At 67.1% G+C, this 19,908-nt stretch carries 22 protein-coding genes; 7 read left to right on the forward strand and 15 right to left on the reverse strand.

All coding sequences use genetic code 11. The annotated features are described in order from the left end of the window. Positions 1 to 5 precede the first annotated feature (5 nt). The 4 genes from pspM to pgsA form a co-directional block, all read right to left on the reverse strand. Positions 6 to 830, reverse strand: coding sequence for a phage shock envelope stress response protein PspM (gene pspM / locus ACZYZ9_RS14340; protein WP_463826923.1), 825 nt, complete (start codon positions 828 to 830; stop codon positions 6 to 8). Positions 831 to 842: 12 nt separating this feature from the next. Beyond that, positions 843 to 1,664: a phage shock protein PspA gene (gene pspA, locus ACZYZ9_RS14345; protein ID WP_463826924.1), complete on the reverse strand. Its 822-nt coding sequence runs from the start codon at positions 1,662 to 1,664 to the stop codon at positions 843 to 845. 111 nt (positions 1,665 to 1,775) lie between these two features. Then, positions 1,776 to 2,096: a transcriptional regulator ClgR gene (clgR, locus tag ACZYZ9_RS14350; RefSeq protein WP_463827168.1), complete on the reverse strand. Its 321-nt coding sequence runs from the start codon at positions 2,094 to 2,096 to the stop codon at positions 1,776 to 1,778. A gap of 95 nt (positions 2,097 to 2,191) precedes the next feature. Further along, on the reverse strand, positions 2,192 to 2,788 hold the full coding sequence (gene pgsA, locus ACZYZ9_RS14355) for a CDP-diacylglycerol--glycerol-3-phosphate 3-phosphatidyltransferase (RefSeq protein WP_463826925.1): 597 nt from the start codon (positions 2,786 to 2,788) through the stop codon (positions 2,192 to 2,194). Positions 2,789 to 2,846: 58 nt separating this feature from the next. Here pgsA and ACZYZ9_RS14360 point away from each other — a divergent pair, with 58 nt between their 5' ends. Next, complete coding sequence (locus tag ACZYZ9_RS14360; RefSeq protein ID WP_463826926.1) at positions 2,847 to 3,371, forward strand: amino-acid N-acetyltransferase; 525 nt, start codon at positions 2,847 to 2,849, stop codon at positions 3,369 to 3,371. 13 nt (positions 3,372 to 3,384) lie between these two features. Here the strand turns inward: ACZYZ9_RS14360 and ACZYZ9_RS14365 are convergent, their stop codons facing one another. Next, the gene (locus tag ACZYZ9_RS14365; protein WP_463826927.1) at positions 3,385 to 5,913 is read right to left on the reverse strand and encodes an FtsK/SpoIIIE family DNA translocase; all 2,529 of its coding nucleotides are present in this window, start codon (positions 5,911 to 5,913) and stop codon (positions 3,385 to 3,387) included. 177 nt (positions 5,914 to 6,090) lie between these two features. Between ACZYZ9_RS14365 and ACZYZ9_RS14370 the strand changes: the two genes are divergently transcribed. The 3 genes from ACZYZ9_RS14370 to ACZYZ9_RS14380 are packed head-to-tail and all read left to right on the forward strand — an operon-like array spanning position 6,091 to position 8,100. Continuing rightward, positions 6,091 to 6,405 (forward strand): putative quinol monooxygenase, encoded by a 315-nt coding sequence (locus ACZYZ9_RS14370; RefSeq protein ID WP_463826928.1) that lies wholly within the window; start codon positions 6,091 to 6,093, stop codon positions 6,403 to 6,405. Further along, complete coding sequence (locus tag ACZYZ9_RS14375) at positions 6,402 to 7,223, forward strand: mycofactocin-coupled SDR family oxidoreductase (protein ID WP_463827169.1); 822 nt, start codon at positions 6,402 to 6,404, stop codon at positions 7,221 to 7,223. Before ACZYZ9_RS14370 ends, ACZYZ9_RS14375 begins: the two co-directional genes overlap by 4 nt. A 4-nt stretch (positions 7,224 to 7,227) precedes the next feature. Further along, the gene (locus tag ACZYZ9_RS14380; protein ID WP_463826929.1) at positions 7,228 to 8,100 is read left to right on the forward strand and encodes an SAM-dependent methyltransferase; all 873 of its coding nucleotides are present in this window, start codon (positions 7,228 to 7,230) and stop codon (positions 8,098 to 8,100) included. 43 nt (positions 8,101 to 8,143) lie between these two features. On the opposite strand, the gene ACZYZ9_RS14385 is transcribed toward ACZYZ9_RS14380, so the two are convergent. The 3 genes from ACZYZ9_RS14385 to thyX form a co-directional block, all read right to left on the reverse strand. After that, positions 8,144 to 9,820, reverse strand: coding sequence for a ribonuclease J (locus ACZYZ9_RS14385; RefSeq protein ID WP_463826930.1), 1,677 nt, complete (start codon positions 9,818 to 9,820; stop codon positions 8,144 to 8,146). Positions 9,821 to 9,827: 7 nt separating this feature from the next. Next, complete coding sequence (gene dapA, locus ACZYZ9_RS14390) at positions 9,828 to 10,730, reverse strand: 4-hydroxy-tetrahydrodipicolinate synthase (RefSeq protein ID WP_463826931.1); 903 nt, start codon at positions 10,728 to 10,730, stop codon at positions 9,828 to 9,830. A gap of 218 nt (positions 10,731 to 10,948) precedes the next feature. After that, a complete protein-coding gene (gene thyX / locus ACZYZ9_RS14395) occupies positions 10,949 to 11,701 on the reverse strand; it encodes an FAD-dependent thymidylate synthase (RefSeq protein WP_463826932.1) in 753 nt (250 codons plus the stop codon). Positions 11,702 to 11,772: 71 nt separating this feature from the next. On the opposite strand from thyX, the gene ACZYZ9_RS14400 reads away from it, so the two are divergent. After that, positions 11,773 to 11,949 (forward strand): hypothetical protein, encoded by a 177-nt coding sequence (locus tag ACZYZ9_RS14400; protein WP_463826933.1) that lies wholly within the window; start codon positions 11,773 to 11,775, stop codon positions 11,947 to 11,949. 186 nt (positions 11,950 to 12,135) lie between these two features. On the opposite strand, the gene ACZYZ9_RS14405 is transcribed toward ACZYZ9_RS14400, so the two are convergent. The 4 genes from ACZYZ9_RS14405 to ACZYZ9_RS14420 form a co-directional block, all read right to left on the reverse strand. Further along, on the reverse strand, positions 12,136 to 13,347 hold the full coding sequence (locus ACZYZ9_RS14405; protein WP_463827170.1) for a winged helix-turn-helix domain-containing protein: 1,212 nt from the start codon (positions 13,345 to 13,347) through the stop codon (positions 12,136 to 12,138). A 61-nt stretch (positions 13,348 to 13,408) separates the two neighbouring features. Beyond that, positions 13,409 to 14,155 carry a cell division protein DivIVA gene (locus ACZYZ9_RS14410; protein WP_463826934.1) on the reverse strand — a complete coding sequence of 249 codons (747 nt, stop codon included), beginning with the start codon at positions 14,153 to 14,155 and terminating at the stop codon, positions 13,409 to 13,411. Between the two features lie 66 nt (positions 14,156 to 14,221). Then, positions 14,222 to 14,701: a dihydrofolate reductase gene (locus tag ACZYZ9_RS14415; protein ID WP_463826935.1), complete on the reverse strand. Its 480-nt coding sequence runs from the start codon at positions 14,699 to 14,701 to the stop codon at positions 14,222 to 14,224. Beyond that, the gene (locus ACZYZ9_RS14420) at positions 14,698 to 15,498 is read right to left on the reverse strand and encodes a thymidylate synthase (RefSeq protein WP_463826936.1); all 801 of its coding nucleotides are present in this window, start codon (positions 15,496 to 15,498) and stop codon (positions 14,698 to 14,700) included. Before ACZYZ9_RS14420 ends, ACZYZ9_RS14415 begins: the two co-directional genes overlap by 4 nt. Before the next feature lie 206 nt (positions 15,499 to 15,704). Here ACZYZ9_RS14420 and ACZYZ9_RS14425 point away from each other — a divergent pair, with 206 nt between their 5' ends. Beyond that, positions 15,705 to 16,442, forward strand: a complete 738-nt coding sequence (locus ACZYZ9_RS14425) for a dienelactone hydrolase family protein (protein WP_463826937.1) — start codon at positions 15,705 to 15,707, stop codon at positions 16,440 to 16,442. 3 nt (positions 16,443 to 16,445) lie between these two features. Here ACZYZ9_RS14425 and ACZYZ9_RS14430 read toward each other — a convergent pair whose 3' ends face one another. From ACZYZ9_RS14430 to ACZYZ9_RS14440, 3 genes are read right to left on the reverse strand one after another with little or no spacing between them, the layout of a single operon-like run. After that, positions 16,446 to 17,534, reverse strand: coding sequence for an acyl-CoA dehydrogenase family protein (locus ACZYZ9_RS14430; protein ID WP_463826938.1), 1,089 nt, complete (start codon positions 17,532 to 17,534; stop codon positions 16,446 to 16,448). After that, entirely contained in the window at positions 17,531 to 18,712 is a 1,182-nt protein-coding gene (locus tag ACZYZ9_RS14435; RefSeq protein WP_463826939.1) for an acyl-CoA dehydrogenase family protein, read from the reverse strand. Before ACZYZ9_RS14435 ends, ACZYZ9_RS14430 begins: the two co-directional genes overlap by 4 nt. Then, positions 18,709 to 19,476 (reverse strand): SDR family oxidoreductase, encoded by a 768-nt coding sequence (locus tag ACZYZ9_RS14440; RefSeq protein ID WP_463826940.1) that lies wholly within the window; start codon positions 19,474 to 19,476, stop codon positions 18,709 to 18,711. Before ACZYZ9_RS14440 ends, ACZYZ9_RS14435 begins: the two co-directional genes overlap by 4 nt. A gap of 102 nt (positions 19,477 to 19,578) precedes the next feature. On the opposite strand from ACZYZ9_RS14440, the gene ACZYZ9_RS14445 reads away from it, so the two are divergent. Further along, on the forward strand, positions 19,579 to 19,905 hold the full coding sequence (locus tag ACZYZ9_RS14445) for a PE-PGRS family protein (RefSeq protein ID WP_463827171.1): 327 nt from the start codon (positions 19,579 to 19,581) through the stop codon (positions 19,903 to 19,905). The last annotated feature ends 3 nt before the right edge of the window (positions 19,906 to 19,908 follow it).

Raw genomic sequence — 19,908 nt, forward strand, 5'->3', positions numbered from 1 at the left:
GGTCCCTACTGGGCCTTTCTGAGACCGCCGAGTTCGTCGAAAGCCTGCGCCCACCCGAGTAACCGGTCGGTGGCGCCGACGAGCTCGTCGCGGTATCGCTGCTGGGTGAGCATCACCACGCCGCCGCCGTTGTCGCCGTTGGCCGACGAGACCAGATGCGCCGCCGCGGTCACCATCTCGTTGTATTGGCGGACACCGGCGCCCAGCTGTGCGGTATAGGCGTTGATGGTCGGCACCAGGTATGAGCGCGAGGACGCCGACGAATGCGCGGCGCGTTCCATCGACACCACCTCGGCCGCGGTGGCCGCCATTGCCGCCGAGCTACGTTTCGCCGCGTCGGTCAGGTCCCCGATTTCCTCGGCCGGCAGCATTGCGCCGCGCTCGATCACCCCGAGCAGCGAGAAGAATCCCCGTTCGGAGGCACCCAGCGCATACATCGCCGGGCGCGCCGCCGAACCGGACGGCGGCAGTCGTCGCACGCCGGCAGGTCGCTGCGCGGGAAGGGGCTCGGCTTTCAACCATCGGTAGCGGAAGAACAGCAGCGTCGCCGGAATCACCATCAGCACCGCCACGGCGCCGGTGATCTGCAGCAGCAGCGCAAACCAGCCCCACGCCGCCAGCACCGCGGTCACCAGCCCCCAGAACGCCACTCCGGCGGTGAAGATCCAGGCCCAGCGCAGCGCGCGTCGACGCCGCCGCAGCTGGCGCGCGCGGGGGTCGGAGATGGCGGTGACCTTTCTGGCCAGCAGGTCGGTCGCGTCGGCGAGGGTGTCGAATCCACGCTGCAGCAATCCCCGCCACAACCCGCGCTGATTCGACCTCGCCACCATCAGTCCACTCTCCTACTGGCCGAAGGGTTTCTCGGGAACCGCGCCGCCGGTCTCGGTCACCGGCTTGGTGGTGTTGATCCCCGGCGCGGCCGCGCCGCCGGCCGGCAGCGCGTCGCCGCGCATCGAGGCGCGGATCTGCTCCAGCCGGGAATGCCCGGCCATCTGGACGCCCGCCTGCTCGACCTCGAGCATCCGGCCCTGCACCGAGCTCTGCGCCAGTTCGGCCGAACCGACCGCGTTGGCGTAGCGCCGCTCGATCTTGTCGCGGACCTCGTCGAGGCTCGGGGTGTTGCCCGGCGCGGCGAGATCGCTCATCGAGCGCAGCGACGCGCTCACCTGCTCCTGCATCTTGGCCTGCTCGAGCTGGCTGAGCAGCTTGGTGCGTTCGGCGATCTTCTGCTGCAGCACCATCGCGTTGCGTTCGACGGCCTTCTTGGCCTGTCCGGCCGCCTGCAGGGCTTGGTCGTGCAGGGTCTTGAGGTCCTCGACGCTCTGCTCGGCGGTGACCAGCTGGGCAGCGAACGCCTCTGCCGCGTTGTTGTACTCGGTCGCCTTGGCGGCATCTCCGCTGGCGACGGCCTGGTCCGCCAGGGTCAGCGCCTGACGCACGTTGACCTGCAGCTTCTCGATGTCCGCCAGCTGCCGGTTCAACCGCATCTCCAGCTGGCGCTGATTGCCGATCACCTGCGCGGCCTGCTGGGTCAGCGCCTGGTGGGTGCGCTGGGCCTCCTCGATGGCCTGCTGAATCTGCACCTTGGGGTCGGCGTGCTCGTCGATCTTGGAGTTGAACAACGCCATGACGTATTTCCACGCTTTGACGAACGGATTGGCCATCGGTGAGCTCCGCCTTCGCTTCTTGTGTGCCGGTTGGGCCGCAACGCTACCCTTGCCGCTCAACTTAGTAGGTGAGCGCGCTCAGCCCCACCCTCAGTGCCGCTGCAGCACTCAGGCCACGGCCAGCCGGGCAACCGGCGGAATGACCACCTTGGTGCCGGCGTCGATGCCCGGAATCGCGCTGCGGGCGGCACGGTCCTCACCGGCCAGCCGCTCGCCGGCGTCGATGAGGACTTGCGACAGCGGGACCTGCAGCGCTTCACAGATCGCGGTCAGCAGTTCGCTGGACGGCTCTTTGCGGCCGCGTTCGACTTCGGAGAGATACCCGAGGCTGACCCGCGCCGAATCGGACACCTCGCGCAGCGTGCGGCCCTGTGCCGTCCGGGCTCCCCGCAGCACGTCGCCAATGACCTCGCGCACCAGTGCCGCCATTGCGCTCTCCTTCATCCGCCGGATCCCCCAAAAAACATGGGACTTCAGGTCAACGCAGCTGCGGGCGGCGATGGTTCCCGGCGACGCGCTGAAATCTAGGCTGCGGGTTTGGTGTGCCGGATTTCGCGGACCGTCGAAGCCACGTAGTCGATGCCGGTCACCACCGTCAACAGGATCGCCAGTCCCATCACCACCTGCGCCGCCGTGTGCAGGAAACCTGACAACGGCAGGACGAACAATCCGATCGCCACCGCTTGGACCAGTGTTTTCACCTTGCCGCCCCAGCTGGCGGGAATGACCCCACGCCGGATGACGGCCAGCCGCAACACGGTGATCGCGATTTCACGGCTCATGATCAGCACGGTGATCCACCATGGCAGCTCGCCCAGCATCGACAGACCGATCAGCGCCGCGCCGATCAGGGTCTTGTCCGCGATCGGATCGATGAAGGCGCCGAATTCCGTCGCCATCCCGTAATTGCGGGCCAGCTGGCCGTCAAACCGATCGGTGATGCAGGCGACGGCGAAAATCGCCCACGCGACGATCCGCGCGTAGGTGTGGTGACCGTCGCCGTAGAACAAGGCGTACAAGAAGATCGGGACCAATACCAGGCGGAGCAGCGTGAGCACATTGGCCAGGTTGGCAATGCTGGCAGGACCAGCTATCTCACCGGTTTCCGGCTGCCCCGACACGGCAACAGAATAGCTGTTGACCAGCTCAAGCGAACCTCGACGTCGATACTGTGGCGGCGTGAACGAAAGTCGACCGGATTCTGGGCCGGTGGTGCGGCGCGCGCGCACGTCCGATGTGCCCGCGATCAAACAACTCGTCGACACTTATTCCGGACGCATCCTGCTGGAAAAGAATCTCGTCACGCTCTATGAGGCCGTCCAGGAATTCTGGGTCGCCGAACACCCTGACGGTTCCGGCAAGGTCGTGGGCTGCGGAGCATTGCATGTGCTGTGGTCCGATCTCGGCGAAATCCGGACCGTGGCGGTCGATCCCGCGCTGACCGGCCACGGCATCGGGCACGCGATCGTCGCGCAGCTTCTGGAAGTCGCGCGCGAGCTGGAGTTGCGGCGACTCTTCGTGCTGACCTTCGAGACCGAATTCTTCAGCCGGCACGGATTCACCGAGATCGAGGGCACTCCGGTCACCGCCGAGGTATTCGAGGAGATGTGCCGCTCTTATGACATCGGTGTCGCCGAGTTCCTCGACCTGAGCTACGTCAAACCCAACACGCTGGGGAACTCCCGCATGCTGCTGGTCTTGTAGGCGCGCGAGCGGCCTATTCGGATCCGTCGGCGTTGCTGCCGCCCCGGATCAAGGCCAGCGTGCCGGCCAGCTCGTCGGGCTTGACCAGCACCTCGCGCGCCTTGGACCCCTCGGACGGCCCGACGATGCCGCGGGTCTCCATCAGGTCCATCAGCCGGCCGGCCTTGGCGAAGCCGACCCGCAGCTTGCGCTGCAGCATGGACGTCGAGCCGAACTGGCTGGATACCACCAGCTCCACGGCCTGCAGGAACACGTCCATGTCGTCGCCGATGTCGGGGTCCACGTCGGTGCGTTCGCCGGTGGACTTGGCGGCGGTAACGCCCTCGGTGTATTCGGGTTCGGCCTGGTCCTTGCAGGCTGCGACGACGGCTTGGATCTCTTCGTCGCTGATGTAGGCGCCCTGCAGGCGCACCGGTTTGCTCGCACCCATGGGCAGGAACAACCCGTCGCCCATGCCGATGAGTTTCTCGGCGCCGGCCTGGTCCAGGATCACCCGGCTGTCGGTCAGTGAGGAGGTGGCGAACGCCAGCCGCGACGGCACGTTGGTCTTGATCAGCCCCGTGACGACGTCGACGGACGGGCGCTGGGTGGCCAGCACCAGGTGGATGCCGGCCGCGCGCGCCTTCTGGGTGATCCGCACGATCGCGTCCTCCACGTCGCGTGGTGCGGTCATCATCAGGTCGGCCAGCTCGTCGACGATCGCCAGCACGTAGGGGTAGGGCCGGTACTCCCGCTGGCTGCCCAGTGGGGTGGTGATCGCACCGGAACGCACCTTGGCGTTGAAGTCGTCGATGTGGCGCACCCGGGACGCCTGCATGTCCTGGTAGCGCTGCTCCATCTCCTCGACCAGCCACGCCAACGCCGCCGCCGCCTTCTTCGGCTGGGTGATGATCGGGGTGATCAGGTGCGGAATGCCTTCGTAGGGCGTCAGCTCCACCATCTTCGGGTCGATCAGGATCATCCTGACTTCTTCCGGGGTGGCCCGGGTCAGCAGCGAGACCAACATCGAGTTGACGAAGCTGGACTTGCCCGATCCGGTGGACCCGGCGACCAGCAGGTGCGGCATCTTGGCCAGGTTGGCCGAGATGAAGTCACCTTCGATGTCCTTGCCCAGCCCGATCACCAGCGGGTGGTGGTCACGCCGGGTCGACGGTGCGGTCAGGACGTCGGACAGGCGCACCATTTCGCGGTCGGTGTTGGGCACCTCGATGCCGACCGCGGACTTGCCGGGGATCGGGGCCAGCATGCGGACGCTTTCGGTGGCCACCGCGTAGGCGATGTTCTTCTGCAGTGCGGTGATCTTCTCCACCTTGACCCCGGGGCCCAGTTCGACCTCGTAGCGGGTGACGGTGGGACCGCGGGTGCAGCCGGTGACGGCTGCGTCGACCTTGAACTGGGTCAGCACGTCCCCGATGGCGTCGGACATGTGCGTGTTGGCGGCACTGCGTTTTTTCGGCGGGTCGCCGGCCACGAGCAGCTCGAGCGACGGCAGGGTGTAGGGGCCCTCGACAACCCGGTCCAGTACCTCGGTGTCGCGTTTCGCGGCCTTGGCACTTTTCCGGCGGGGTTCCGGAACGGTCGGCGTGTCGTCGGCGACCGGCTCGGCCGGTACCGGTTCCTTGGCTGACGGCCACGCCCTCGGCACGTCATCGATCGACTGGTCGTAATAGCCGTCGGAGAAGTCCTCGGCCGGTGTGACTTCCTCGGTGTCGGCGTCGTCCCCGGCGAAGTCCTGGTCGTCCTCGTCGTCGTACTCGTCGTAGTCGCGGTGAAACAGCCGGGTACCGAACATATTTCGGAGCGCATCGGGTACTTCACGCATGGTGATGCCGGTCAGCAGCAACAGTCCGAACAGGGCACCGATGAACAGCAGCGGCGCCGCGATCCACGGCGTCAGGCCATCGGAGAGCGGGCCACCGATGGCGAACCCGACGAATCCCGCTGCCCGCCTGCGCATCTCGGGAAGCTCGGGCGATCCTGACCACAGGTGTCGCAATCCCAGGAACGACAGGGTGATCATGCTCGAGCCGAGAATGAGGCGGGGCCGCGCATCGGGGTCGGGCGCCGTGCGCATCAGCACGATCGCCACGGCGGCGGCGACTAGCGGCAGGAGCAGCACCGCCGAACCGATGAACATCCGCAGCCCCGCGTCCACCCACGCGCCAACCGGCCGGGCGGCGCCGAACCACGAACTGGCGGCGACGATTACGGCGACCGCGAACAGCGCGAGCGCGATGCCGTCGCGACGATGTCCGGGCTCGATATGGCGCGCTTGGCCGATCGAACGCGCCGCGCTCCCGGTGCCCCTGGCGGCCATCATCCAGGACGCGCGTGCCGCTCGGCCGCAAGTGAGCCCCGCCGAGACCAGCAGCGACCGGTTTCGGCGCCGCGCCGGCCTGGTCGCCCGCTTGACCGGCTTGTTCGGACGTTTCCTGGGCGCCTGGGACGGTGCGCCCGACCGGGCGTTTCGCGCACCAGCCCCGGAAGCCGCCTTTGACCTGGTCGTTCGGGCTCCGGAGCGGGCCGCGGTCTTACTAGCCATGCCCGCAAGCCTAGTCGCAAAAGTCTCATCTGCACCAACCGCCACACTAGTAACAAGAGCATCTCTGGCTGCCCCGCAGCTGTGCCCCGTTTCGTGACCAGGCGGGCTGAGTAGGGTGACAATCGGTCGCCGAGTTGCACCCGTCACATCCCGCCAGAGTCGTCAGGAGTCCCCAGCATGCCCGTCGTCGTCGTCGCCACCCTCACCGTCAAGCCCGAATCGGTCGACACCGTCCGCGAGATCCTCACCACCGCGGTCGGCGAGGTGCACGACGAACCCGGCTGCCAGTTGTACTCGCTGCACCAGACTGGCGAGACCTTCGTGTTCGTGGAGCAGTGGGCCGATGAGGAAGCCCTCAAGACGCACAGCACGTCACCCGCCATCGGCAAGATGTTCAGCGCCGCGGGCGAGCACCTGGCCGGAGCGCCCGACATCAAGATGTTGCAGCCCGTTCCGGCCGGCGACCCCGATAAAGGGCAAATCCGCGCCTGATGCCCCGCCCGCTGGAGGGCCGAGTTGCCTTCATCACCGGCGCCGCACGTGGCCAGGGCCGCGCCCATGCGGTGCGACTGGCCGCTGACGGCGCAGACATCATCGCTGTCGACCTGTGCGATCAGATCGACAGCGTCCGCTATCCGCTGGGCTCCGCCGAAGAATTGGCGACCACTGCCCAGTTGGTCGAAGACACCGGCGCCGGAATCGTGGCACAGCAGGCCGATGTCCGGGACCGAGCCGCGCTGCAGGCCGCATTGCAGGCCGGCATCGACCGCTTCGGCCGGCTCGACATCGTCGTCGCCAACGCCGGTATCGCCCCGATGCAGTCCGGCGACGACGGGTGGCGCGACGTCATCGACGTCAACCTGACCGGCGTGTACTACACGATCGAGGTCGCGATACCGGCGCTGAAAATGCGGGAAGACGGCGGGTCGATCGTGTTGATCAGTTCGTCGGCGGGTCTGATCGGCGTGGCCAGCGCCGACGCCGGCGCGATCGGCTACGCGGCCGCCAAACACGGGCTGGTCGGTTTGATGCGGGTGTATGCCAATCTGCTTGCCCCGCACAATATTCGAGTGAATTCGATCCATCCGAGCGGGGTAGCAACGCCGATGATCAACAATGAGTTCACCCTGAAGTGGCTGGCGGATATGGCTTCGTCGGGATTTGCTGCGGGCGCCGGCAATGCGCTTCCCGTGCAGATCATGCAGCCCGAAGACATCGCCAACGCCGTGGCGTGGTTGGTATCTGACCAGGCTCGCTACATCACCGGCATCGCCATGCCGGTGGATGCGGGCTGCGTCAACAAGAGGTAGGCACATGTCCCGAAACTCCGCTGCACGCACTGCCTTTGGCCCCATGGTGCTGACGGCTGTCGAGCAGAACGAGCCTGCCGACCGCAGGTTGGTGGACGACGACCTCGCCGAACTCTTCCTACCGATACCGATGCGACTGCTCGTCGCCACCACCCGGTGGCCTGCCGTCCGTCGCGCGCTGATCCGCACGTCAGAACGGACCGGTCGCGGCCTGTGGGCCAATCTGGCCTGCCGCAAACGATTCATCGACGAGAAGCTGGACGAGGCGCGCGACCAGATCGACGCCGTGGTGGTGCTCGGCGCGGGCTTGGACACTCGCGCCTACCGACTGAACCGGCAGACTCGCAAACTCTTCTTCGAGGTGGACCTGCCGGTCAACATCGCCCGCAAAGCCAAGACGGTACGACGGGTGCTGGGCGAGCTGCCGCTCTCAGTTCGGTTGGTGGCGTTGAACTTCGAACGCGACGATCTGCTGACCGCGCTGGCCGAGCACGGCTACCTGCCCGACTACCGGGTGTTCTTCGTTTGGGAAGGCGTCACCCAGTACCTCACCGAGGACGCGGTGCGCACCACACTGAAGGGCCTGCGGCCGACGGCGCCGGGCAGTCGCCTGGTGTTCACCTATGTCCGTCGCGACTTCATCGACGGCACCGACAGATACGGCACCCGGGCCTTGTACCGCTCGGTCCGCGGGCGAAAGCCCCTGTGGCACTTCGGTCTTGAACCAGAGGAAGTGGCGCCGTTCCTGGCCGAGTACGGCTGGCGACTCAGGGAGCAACTCGGACCCGACGAACTCATGCAGCGCTATGTCGCGCCCACCGGGCGCAAGCTGAACACCTCGCAGGTCGAATGGTCGGCCTACGCCGAGAAAATGTAGCGGACAGACCTCCGCCCCTGCTCGCCGAGCGTGGGCCCTAGCGTCAGACCTCGATGACCGTCGGCACGATCATCGGTTGGCGGCGGTAGGTCTCGCCCACCCATTTGCCGACGGTGCGGCGCACCCCCTGGGCGATCCGGATCGGGTCGACGACGTTGTTGGCGGCCAATGCTTCCAGTTCAGCTTCGACCTTGCGCACCACGGGTTCCAGCGCCTTCGGATCTTCGGAGAAACCGCGCGATTGCAGGTGCGGCGGCAACACCGGTACCGCGGTGCCGCGCTTGACGACGACGGTCACCGCGACGAAACCCTGGGCCAAGATCAGCCGCTCGCCCAGCGTGATGTCACCGACGTCGCCGGTGATCAAGCCGTCGACGAACATCTTCCCGACCGGCACCGCGCCCGCGATCCTGGCCTTGCCGGCCACCAGGTCGACACTGACGCCGTTCTCGGCCACCAGAATCGACTCCTCGGGCACCCCGGTGCTGGCGGCCAGCTTGGCGTTGGCCCGCAGGTGCCGCCAGGTTCCGTGCACCGGCATGACGTGGCGCGGACGTACCCCGTTGTAGAGGAACAGCAACTCCCCGGCGTAGGCGTGACCCGAAACATGCACGCGCGCTTGAGCATTGGTGACAACCCGGGCGCCAATCTTGGCCAGCGCGTCGATGACGCCGAACACCGCCTCCTCGTTGCCCGGGATCAGTGAGGACGACAGCACGATGAGGTCGCCCGCCGTCAGCGTGATGCTCCGGTGCTCGCCGCGCGACATCCGCGACAGCGCCGCCATCGGCTCGCCCTGGGTGCCGGTGGTGACCAACACCACCTGGTCGGGCGGCAGCATCTCGGCTGCCGCGATGTCGACCAGGTCGGAATCCGCGACGTTCAAGAACCCGAGATCGCGCGCGATCGCCATGTTACGCACCATGGACCGGCCGACGAACGACACCCGGCGGCCCAATGCCACTGCGGCATCGATGATCTGCTGCACCCGGTCAACGTTGGAGGCGAAACACGCCACGATGACCCGGCCGTCTGCACCGCGGATCAACCGGTGCAGGGTGGGGCCGATTTCGCTTTCCGACGGCCCGACCCCGGGGTGCTCGGCGTTGGTGGAATCGCACAGGAACAGATCCACACCGGCGTCGCCCAGTCGCGACATACCGGGCAGATCGGTCGGGCGGCCGTCGAGCGGCAACTGGTCGAGCTTGATGTCACCGGTGTGCAGCACGGTGCCCGCACCGGTGTACACGGCGATGGCCAGCGCGTCGGGAATGGAGTGGTTGACGGCGAAGTATTCGCACTCGAACACGCCATGCCGGCTGCTCTGGCCCTCTTTGACCTCGACGAACACCGGTTTGATGCGGTGCTCGCGGCACTTGGCAGACACCAGCGCCAGGGTGAACCTGGAGCCGACGACCGGGATGTCCGGGCGCAGCTTGAGCAGAAACGGAATCGCCCCGATGTGGTCCTCGTGGGCGTGGGTGAGCACCAACGCCTCGATGTCGTCCAGGCGGTCTTCGATGTGACGCAGATCGGGCAGGATCAGGTCGACACCCGGCTCATCATGGGTGGGGAACATGACCCCGCAGTCGATGATCAGCAGTCGACCCAAATGCTCGAAAACCGTCATGTTGCGGCCGATTTCGCTGATCCCGCCGAGCGCGGTGACCCGCAGTCCGCCCGCAGTCAGCGGACCGGGTGGAGCGAGTTCGGAGTTCACGCGCGGCTCACCGGAGCACGGATGCCGCACGCATATCGGCGGCGAGTGCGTCGAGTTGTTCCGGGGTGGCGGCGACCTGCGGCAACCGGGGGTCACCGGCGTCGATGCCCTGCAGACGCAGACCCGCTTTGGACAACGTCACCCCACCCAGCCGGGCCATCGCGTTGCACAGGGGTGCGACCGAGACGTTGATTTTGCGGGCGGTGGCGAGATCTCCAGAGTTAAACGCGGACAACAACTCTCGGAGTTGACCAGCGGCCAAATGCGAGATCACGCTGATGAAACCCGTCGCGCCCACGGCCAGCCAGGGCAGATTGAGGGCGTCGTCCCCGGAGTAGTAAGCCAACCCGGTCTCGGCGATGACCTGTCCCCCGCTGTGCAAGTCGGCCTTGGCGTCCTTGACCCCGACGATGTTCGGGTGCGACGCCAGCGCCCGCAATGTATCGGGGTCGATCGGCACGATTGAGCGCGGCGGAATGTCGTAGAGCACGATCGGCAGGTCGGTCGCGTCCGCGACGGCGGTGAAATGCGCCCTGAGCCCGCTCTGCGGCGGCCTGGAGTAATACGGGGTGACCACCAGCAGTCCGTGCGCACCTTCGGCCGCCGCGGCTTTGGCCAGCTTGATGCTGTGCGCGGTGTCATAGGTGCCCGCGCCGGCCACGATCCGTGCCCGGTCGCCCACCGCGTCCAGAACCACTCGCAGCAGCTCACGCTTCTCGTCGTCAGTGGTGGTCGGCGACTCGCCGGTGGTGCCTGAGACCACCAGACCGTCACAGCCCTGATCAACCAGGTGGGTTGCCACCCGGGCCGCAGCCTTGGTGTCCAGCGCGCCCTCGGCGTCAAACGGTGTCACCATCGCGGTCAGCAGGGTCCCCAGACGTGCCGGGGCGTCAAATCCGACGGTGCTCACGGTTCCCCAGATTACCTGGCTACGGCAAGCCGTTTGGCATTGCCGCGGACTCGGGCTTCGGTCACCCAGTCCGATGGCGACCTGCGCCTTCCCCCGCTACGCGGACTCAGGCTTCAGTCACCCGGTCCGATGGCGACCTGCGCCTTCCCCCGCTACGCGGACTCAGGCTTCGGTCGCCCGGTCCGATGGCGACCTGCGCCTTCCCCCGCTGCGCGGGCTCAGGCTTCGGTCGCGAAAGGACTGGTCGCAACTTCGGAGCCGTCCGCCAGGCTGGTCACCTCGAAGTCGGCGAACACCGCGGGCGCGACGTCGGCGAGTTGACGCAGGCACGCGATGGCCAGTCGGCGGATCTCCACGTCGGCGTGTTCGCTGGCCCGCATGGCGATGAAGTGCCGCCAGGCCCGATAGTTGCCAGTCACCACGATGCGCGTCTCGGTGGCGTTCGGCAGTACCGCACGGGCAGCCTGGCGGGCCTGCTTGCGCCGCAGCACGGCGTTGGGTTGATCGGCGAACTTGGCTTCCAGCTTGGCCAGCAGCTCGGTGTAGGTGGCGCGGCTGGCGTCGGCTGCCGCGAGCAGGATCTCCCGCAGTTCGGGGTCGTCCTCCATCCCGGGCGGGACCACGATCTGCGACTCGTTTTCGGGCACGTAGCGCTGGGACAGCTGGGAGTAGGAGAAATGCCGGTGCCGGATCAGCTCATGGGTGCAGGACCGCGAGATCCCGGTGATGTAGAACGACACACTGGCGTGTTCGAGCACCGAGAAATGTCCGACGTCGATGATGTGCTTGATGTAGCCGGAGTTGGTCGCCGTCCGCGGATTGGGTTTGGACCAGCTCTGATAGCAAGCCCGGCCGGCGAACTCGACCAGCGCCGAGCCGCCTGGGCCGTCGGTCGTCCAGGGCACGTCCGGGGGCGCCAGGAAGTCGGTCTTGGCGATCAGTTGCACGCGGAGCGGTGCGGTCTGGGCCACGGCGCTCACCTTAACCCGCGGTACCGGTACCGGCGTCGGCCGGTTTGGGCAGGTTTTGCTCCACCGCGGGGATGAGTTGCTCGACCTGGTCGGCAGCGTGGTCAGCTCAACGCCGATTCGCCGAACGCCTCAAGCAACTCCTTCGTCGATCGCGCGACCTTCTCGTCGACGGCTTCTACAGCCTGTTCGACGACCGGCGTACCGACGAACGGCCGGGCGTCTCGATCTCCGCCAATGGCTCCGACTGAAGAAACCACGGTATGTGCCGATAGACACAACACCGTTGGCGAGTGCTGGGGCAGTCCCGCGCCACCAGAGATAGGCCACCCCAGGTGGCTGATCTCATCGTCGGTCGACGCGATGTGGGTAGCCGCCCGCTTCGGCTTGCGAAAGTTCCAGCTGACCGCTCAGTTTCACCGTGTCGGTCCTGTTCATCAGCCCGACTGCCCGGAGGCCGTTTCCAGTTCAGCCGCCAGATCACCCCGATCGGCCACCGAGACCCCGCTCAAGCCCAACCACCTCGCCATCGACGCCAGCTCCCCGGCCAGCGCCCCCGCTACCCGCCGGCGATCGATCCCGGGCTCCCCAAACGCACCCAGCACCCGCAGCGCATCGGCGCCGCGGTCAGCCTTGAGGTCCACCCGCGCCACCAATTGACCGTCCAACAGCAAGGGCCACACGTAGTAGCCGTACTGCCGTTTGGCCGCCGGCGTGTAGATCTCGATGCGGTAGTGAAAGCCGAACAGCCGCTCCACCCGCGGCCGGAAGAAGATCAGCGGGTCGAACGGGCACAGCAACGCGGTGCCGCGGTCGTAGCGAGGCACCGAACGCGCCCGTAGGTATGCCGGTGCCGTCCAGCCGTCAACCTCCACCGGCTCGATCTCACCGTGGGCGACCAACTCGGCTACCGCCGGTTTGACCTGCTGCGCGGACAGCCGGAAGTAGTCGCGGATGTCGGCTTCGGTACCCACCCCCAGCGCGGTGGCCGCCCGCAGCACGAGTTCGCGGATGGCCTCGTCGTCGTCGACGTTGCGGGCCAGCACGTCGGCCGGCAACACGCGTTCCACCAGGTCGTAGTGCCGTGCGAATCCGACCCGGGTGGCCGTCGTCAACACCCCGGCGGCGAACAGCGCCTCGGCAACCCACTTGGTATCGCTACGCCCCCACCAGGGTCCCCGCGCGCCGCGGGGTTCCGCTTCGAGATGCGTTTCGATCTCACCAGCGGTGCTAGGCCCGAGTTCGGCAACAGCGGCCAGGACGTCGTCGGCGAGTTGTGGGTTGGCTTTGACGATATGGACCCCCCACCGGCCGTGCCGGTATTGCCGCATCCGCCAGCGCATCAACGGCCAATCGTCCACCGCCATCAGCGCAGCTTCGTGCGCCCAGTACTCGGCGAACAGCCGTGCGCTTCGTGGCCCCCACGCGGCGCGATCCAGCACATCGCGGTCATAAGGTCCGAGCCGGCTGAACACCGGGGCGTAATGGGCCCGCACCGCCACCGACACGGAATCCAGCTGTAGCACCTGGATCCGCGAAATCAGCCGCCGCAGCTGCGCACGGGTGATGGGAGCCTGGGGCCGCGGTGCGCCGAATCCCTGCGCCGCCACGGCTATCCGCCTGGCCTGCGCGGTGGTCAGCCTGGGAATGCGGACCGACACCGCGCCGAGACTACCGGTTCGTTGCAGTCAACGGCCGTATTGCCGCCGGCTATCCCGCGGCGACTTTCCGGCCTGATGCGCCGTTGGTGTCGGCCGAGTTGCCCTGTTCCCCGAATGCCACCTCGGCGTCGTGCGCCGCCTGCAGAGCAGCCGGAATCGATTCCAGGTCGCGGTAGACGCCCATCAGCTGCTCCAGCACCTTGATCCGCTGCCGGGCCGCCTCGACCACAGCGCGCCGGGCCTGCTCACGGTAATGATCGGCTTCCTGTTTGGTGTCGGCCAGGACTTGGTCGCGCTCGCGCTGACTTTCCTGCCAGGCGTCGTCGATGGCCGATCGCGTCTCGGCGCGCATGGCGGCCAGCTCGGCCTCGAGGCGCTGCTTGGTCTCGGCGTACTCGGCTTCCATCTCCTGCTGCCGCGCGACCAGGCCCGCCACCAGCTCTTCGTGCTTGCGCCGCTCCGCTTCAGCCTCGGCCCGAGCCTCGGCAAGGAGCGCGTCGGCTTCGGCTTGCGCCTCGGCCTGCATCTGGGACACCTCGTCGACGGCACGGCGCAGCATCTTCGCCATCCGCTGCTGCACCGCGTGCGGCGAATCCGACGTTTCGATGAGCAGGTCGACCTCGTTGCGCAGCGCCGCCGCCTGCTCGCCGGATTCCGTCAACCGGGTCCGGAGACTCTCGACATCGTCGCGCAACAGCTGCTGCCTGGTGGTCAGCGCCTCGATGTGCGCATCGACCGCGGCCGGGTCGTAGCCCCGGAACCTGCGGGCGAATGTCTTGACGGGTTCGGTCACCATTTGCATTCCCCCTTCTTCACTTCCCGGCCTACCGAGGCGACCACGTCAGACGCGGCAGGCCGGCAGTTACGGCCGTATATAGCTGTGGAACCGGTACCGCAGTCCTTCGCGGCTGACCAGCCATTCCCCCGTTGTACCCACCCACGCCTCGTCGAGCAGGGGGGCCAGCGCGTCTTCGTCGTCGCGCGGCAGTTCAATATCGACCTCGGTGACTTCACACCGGGTGGCCAGCGGCAAAGCCAGCGCATAGATCTGCCCGCCGCCAATTATCCACGTGTCGTCTGCGGTCAACGCCTGGTCCAACGATCCCATCACTTGGGCACCGTCCGCGGTGAAGCCGGCCTGGCGGGACAGCACGATGTTGCGGCGCCCCGGCAACGGCCGCACCCGGGCGGGCAGCGAGTCCCAGGTATGCCGACCCATCACCACCGTGTGCCCCATCGTCAGCTGCTTGAACCGGGCCAGGTCCTCGGGCAGGCGCCACGGGATGTCGCCACCGCGGCCGATCACACCGGACGTGGATTGCGCCCAGACCAGGGCCGTCATACAGCTACAGGTGCTTTGATTGCCGGGTGCGGGTCGTAGTTCTCCACGACGACGTCGTCATAGGTGTAATCGAAGATCGAATTCCGTTGCTTCAGAACAAGTTTCGGATAGGGACGAGGTTCGCGGCGCAGCTGCAGCGCCACCTGTTCGACGTGATTGTCGTAGATGTGGCAGTCCCCACCGGTCCAGACGAACTCACCGACCGCCAGTCCGGCCTGAGCGGCCATCATGTGGGTGAGCAGCGCGTAGCTGGCGATGTTGAACGGCACCCCGAGAAACAGGTCGGCGCTGCGCTGGTAGAGCTGGCAGCTCAGCCGGCCGTCGGCCACATAGAACTGGAAGAACGCGTGGCATGGCGGCAGCGCCATCTGCGGGATGTCGCCGACGTTCCAGGCCGAGACGATGATGCGCCGCGAGTCCGGATCGGTACGCAGCAACTCCAGCGCGGCACTGATCTGGTCGATGTACGCACCATCCGGCGTCGGCCAGGACCGCCACTGGACACCGTAGATCGGGCCGAGTTCTCCTGTGTCGCTTGCCCATTCGTCCCAAATGGTGACGCCGTGCTGGTGCAGCCAGCCGATGTTGGACTCACCGCGTAGGAACCACAGCAACTCATACACTACCGACTTGAAGTGCACCTTCTTGGTGGTGAGCAGCGGAAACCCGGCCGACAGGTCGTATCGCAGCTGCTGGCCGAACAGGCTGCGGGTCCCGGTACCGGTGCGGTCGGATTTGGCCGTCCCGGTCTCGAGGACTAGGCGCAACAGATCCTCGTAGGGCGTCGCAACAGGCACGCGGTCAGGATAGCGGCGATCGCAAGCGCGGCGAAGCCGGGCGCCGCGGGTCGACGCCATAGATGACGCGGCGATCGCAAGCGCGGCGAAGCCGGGCGCCGCGGGTCAACGCCATAGATGACGCGGCGATCGCAAGCGCGGCGAAGCCGGGCGCCGCGGGTCGACGCCATTGGATACGTGGAAGCGTCTGGAGTAGAACGGGAGCCATGCCGAAAATCACTGATAGCGTCACCACTCCCGACGGCACCTGTCCGGTGCGCTTCTTCACGCCCGACGGCACGGGCCCCTGGCCCGGCGTGATCATGTTCCCCGACGCCGGCGGTGTGCGCGACACCTTCGACGAGATGGCGGCCAAGCTGGCCGGATTCGGTTACGCCGTGCTGCTTCCCGACGTGTACTACCGCGAGGGTGACTGGGCCCCGTTCGACATGACGAGCGCCTTCGGCGACGCCGAGGAACGCGCCCGCATCATGTTCATGATCGGCACCTTGACGCCGGACCGGATCACCCGGGATGCCGGCGCCTACTTCGACTATCTGGAGAGCCGTCCCGAGGTCACCGGGGATCGCTTCGGCGTCTGCGGCTACTGCATGGGTGGCCGCATCTCGGTGCTGCTGGCCGGACGGCTGCCGGAGCGGGTGGCTGCGGCGGCATCGTTCCACGGCGGCGGTCTGGTGACGGACAACGAATACAGCCCGCACCTGCTGGCCGACCGGATGAACGCGGTGGTGTATGTGGGCGGCGCCGAGAAGGACCCGTCGTTCACCGCCGATCAGGCCGAACAGCTCGGCAAGGCACTGACGGCCGCGGGCGTGCGGCACACCATCGAGTGGTACCGGGCCGGCCACGGGTTCGCGGTACCCGACAATGGCCCCTATGACGTCGCCGCCGCCGATCGGCACTGGGCGGCGTTGAGGGAGACCTTCGAATCGGCGCTCAGTTAGCAGTCAGCTGACCGGCAGGTCGACCAGTTCGGCCAGGCGCGACCGGTGCCGGTACTCGGTGCCGAACGCCAACTGGTCGCTCTTGGCACGCTTGAGGTACAGGTGCGCGGGATACTCCCAGGTCATCCCGATGCCCCCGTGCAACTGCACGCACTCCTCGGCGGCATGCACGGCCGCGCCGCTGCAGAAGGCCTGCGCGACGGACGCCGCGACCGCCGAATCCTGATCACCGCGGGCATTCGTGTCGGCAGCGTAGCGGGCTGCCGACGTCGCCGAGCTCACCTCGAACCACAGATCGGCCAACCGGTGCTTGATCGCCTGATACGACCCGATCGCACGACCGAACTGCTTGCGTTCCTTCACATATCGCAGTGTGGTGTCGAAACACCACTGCATCAGCCCGAGCTGCTCGGCGGCCAGCAACGCCACCCCCAGCTGTAACGCCGCGGTGATCGCATCCGCCCCCGCGCCGACCCGCCTGGACGCGGCACCGGAAAATCGCACGTCGGCAAGGGGTCTGGTCATGTCGAGGGCCAGCACCGGCGACACGTCGACGCCGGTCGCATCCCGCGAAACAGTATGCAGCTCAACGCCATCGACCCCGGCGACCGGCACCACAAGCACGTCGGCTTCAGCAGCGCCGGCGACAGTGTTGACCACGCCGCTCAGCCCGTCGGCGCCCGGCAACCCCGTGACCGCATCCCACGGCGCGGTGGTCAGCGGCACCACCAGTGCAGCAGTGACCTCGCCGCAGGCCAGCGCGGACACCGTCTCGGTGTCTCCGGCCGTCAACAGCGCCACCGTCGCGACTACCGCGCTGGACAGGAACGGCACCGGAGCGACGGCCCGGCCGATCTCCTCCATCACCACCGCGGCCTCGCGTGCGCCGGCACCCGCCCCACCGAGCGATTCCGGTACCAGCAGGCCCGCCACCCCAAGCTCCGCGGCCAGCGTGCGCCATACCGGTGAAAAGTCTTGCGGCGGAAAATCATAGGACTTGGTGACGGTTTCCGGCGGGCACCGCTCGGCGAACAACTGCCGAACGTTCTCGCGCAATGCCTCCTCGGTGTCGGAATACAGCAGGTCTGTCATCGGGGGATGTCCTTCCAGGCGACGTCCTTGTCGACGCGGTGTTCCCCGGGCAGACCCAGTACCCGCTCGGAGACGGTGTTGCGCAGGATTTCCGACGTTCCGCCTTCGATCGAGTTGCCGCGAGCCCTCAGGTAGCGATATCCGGGGCCGCGGCCGGTCAGGTCGACCACTTCCGGGCGGCGCAGCGTCCAATCGTCGTAGCGCAGCCCGTGCTCACCGTGCAACTCGACTTCGAAACCCGAAATCGCTTGGGCCAGTTCGGCGAACATCACCTTCATGCCAGCGCCTTCGGGCCCGGGTTGCCCGGCGACCGCTTGCTGGCGCAGCCGTTCGCCGCTGAGCCGGAAGACTTCCGCGGCCACCCATAACCGCATCAGTTCGTCGTGCATTGCGGGGTTGCGTAGCCCGGGCCGGTCCCGCCAGGCCCCGGTGACCTTGCCGATATGACCGCCTTCGCGCGGCACCCCGGCCCGCGTGCCGATTGCGACGCGTTCGTTGTTCAGTGTGGTTGTGGCAACCCGCCATCCGCCCCCTACCGGACCCAGCCGGTTGGCGTCGGGCACCCGGGCGTCGGTGAGGAACACTTCATTGAACTCCGCCTCGCCGGTGATCTGCCGCAGCGGCCGGATCTCCACCCCCGGTTGCGTCACATCGCACAGAAAGTATGTCAGGCCAAGGTGTTTGGGAACGGTGGGGTCGGTGCGGGCGACCAGGATGGCCATGTGCGCATGCTGGGCCTGCGACGTCCACACCTTCTGTCCGTTGACAATCCATTCATCGCCGTCGCGTACCGCGCGGGTGGCCGCGGCGGCCAGGTCTGATCCCGCTCCCGGTTCACTGAACAACTGGCAGTAGATCTGCTCACCGGTGAACAACGGGCGCAGAAACTTTCGTTTCTGCTCGTCGGTACCGAACGCCGCGATGGTCGGCGCCGCCATCCCCATGCCGATGTAATTCTTCGGGGTGCCGCCCACCGGTGCGCCGGCCGCGGCCAGTTCCAGGTCGACCTTCTCCTGTGCGGCCCGGGGCAGGCCGAGCCCGCCGAAGCCCACCGGCAGGTGCACCCACGCCAGTCCGGCGTCGTATTGAGCGCCGAGGAATTCCCGCGTTTCGGTGCTGGCGGGAGGGTGCTGGTCGAGTAACTCCTGCATCCGTTGGGCCAGGTCCTCGCTGATCATCTGGCCTGAAATCCCTGCGCTGCGCCCAGCAGCAGACCACCGTCGATCACCATGGTCTCGCCGGTGATCCAGCTGGCGGCATCGGACACCAGGAACGCCACCGCTGCCGCGACGTCGTCTGGTTCACCGATCCTGCCCAGTGCGATGGAACTGGCCAGCGGATCTTCGTGGTCCTTCCACAGTGCCTCGGCGAGCTTGGTGCGCACCACGCCCGGACAGATCGCGTTGACCCGTACCCGCGGCGAAAGTTCAAGTGCCAGTTGCTTGGTCACGTGGATCAGTGCGGCTTTGGTGGCGTTGTACATGCCCATGGCCGGCGACTGATGCATGCCGCCGATCGAAGCGGTGTTCACGATTGCACCGCCGTGCTCACCCATCCCCGATTTGACGACGAGCGACGTCCACAACAACGGCGCCCACAGGTTGACATCGAAGATCTTGCTGAACCGAGCGTGGTCCTGGTCGATCAGCGGTCCGTAGGCCGGGTTGGTACCGGCGTTGTTGATCAGGATGTCCACCCGGCCGAAACGCTCGAGCGTGAGATCGACGCACCGGCGCGCGGCGTCCTCGTCCACGGCGTGCGCGCCGACGCCCAGCGCAGTACCGGCGACCTCCGCTGCCGCCGCCTCGGCCGCTTCCTGCTTGCGCGCGGTGAGGACGACGTTCGCGCCGGCCGCGGCGAGCTGTTGCGCGATCGCCAACCCGATGCCGCGGGAGGCGCCGGTGACGATAGCGGTGCGGCCGGTCAGGTCTGTTGAAGTCATGGTGGGAACGCCTTCTGTCGCTTGGAAGTAGGGTTGCGATCTGCGAGGTTTGAATTTGCGCACGCGTGGTATGCGAAACGCATGTTATCGAAATTCATTTCACTGAAACCACTGGTGGTGGCCGGGGCCGTCGCTACAGCGATCGCTGCGGCGCCACTAGCCTCCGCCGACGTTGTCGCGTCGGGGCCGGGCGCTCCCAGCACCGGCATCACCCACTTCATCCCGCTCGACCCCGGCGGCGGCGGTTGCGACCCGAACGGCAACTGCGGCTCCGGCGGCGTCAACGGCGGACCTGGTGGCGGTCCTGGCGGTCAGGGCTGCATTCCGGGCGTCGGCTGCGGCGAGGGTGGCCAGTTCTTCGGTCCGAACGGGATTCCCGGTGGCGAAGGCTGTCTGCCCGGTGTCGGCTGCGGTTCTGGACACGGCTAGACA

It is taken from the genome of Mycobacterium sp. IDUB_28, from assembly GCF_055419285.1.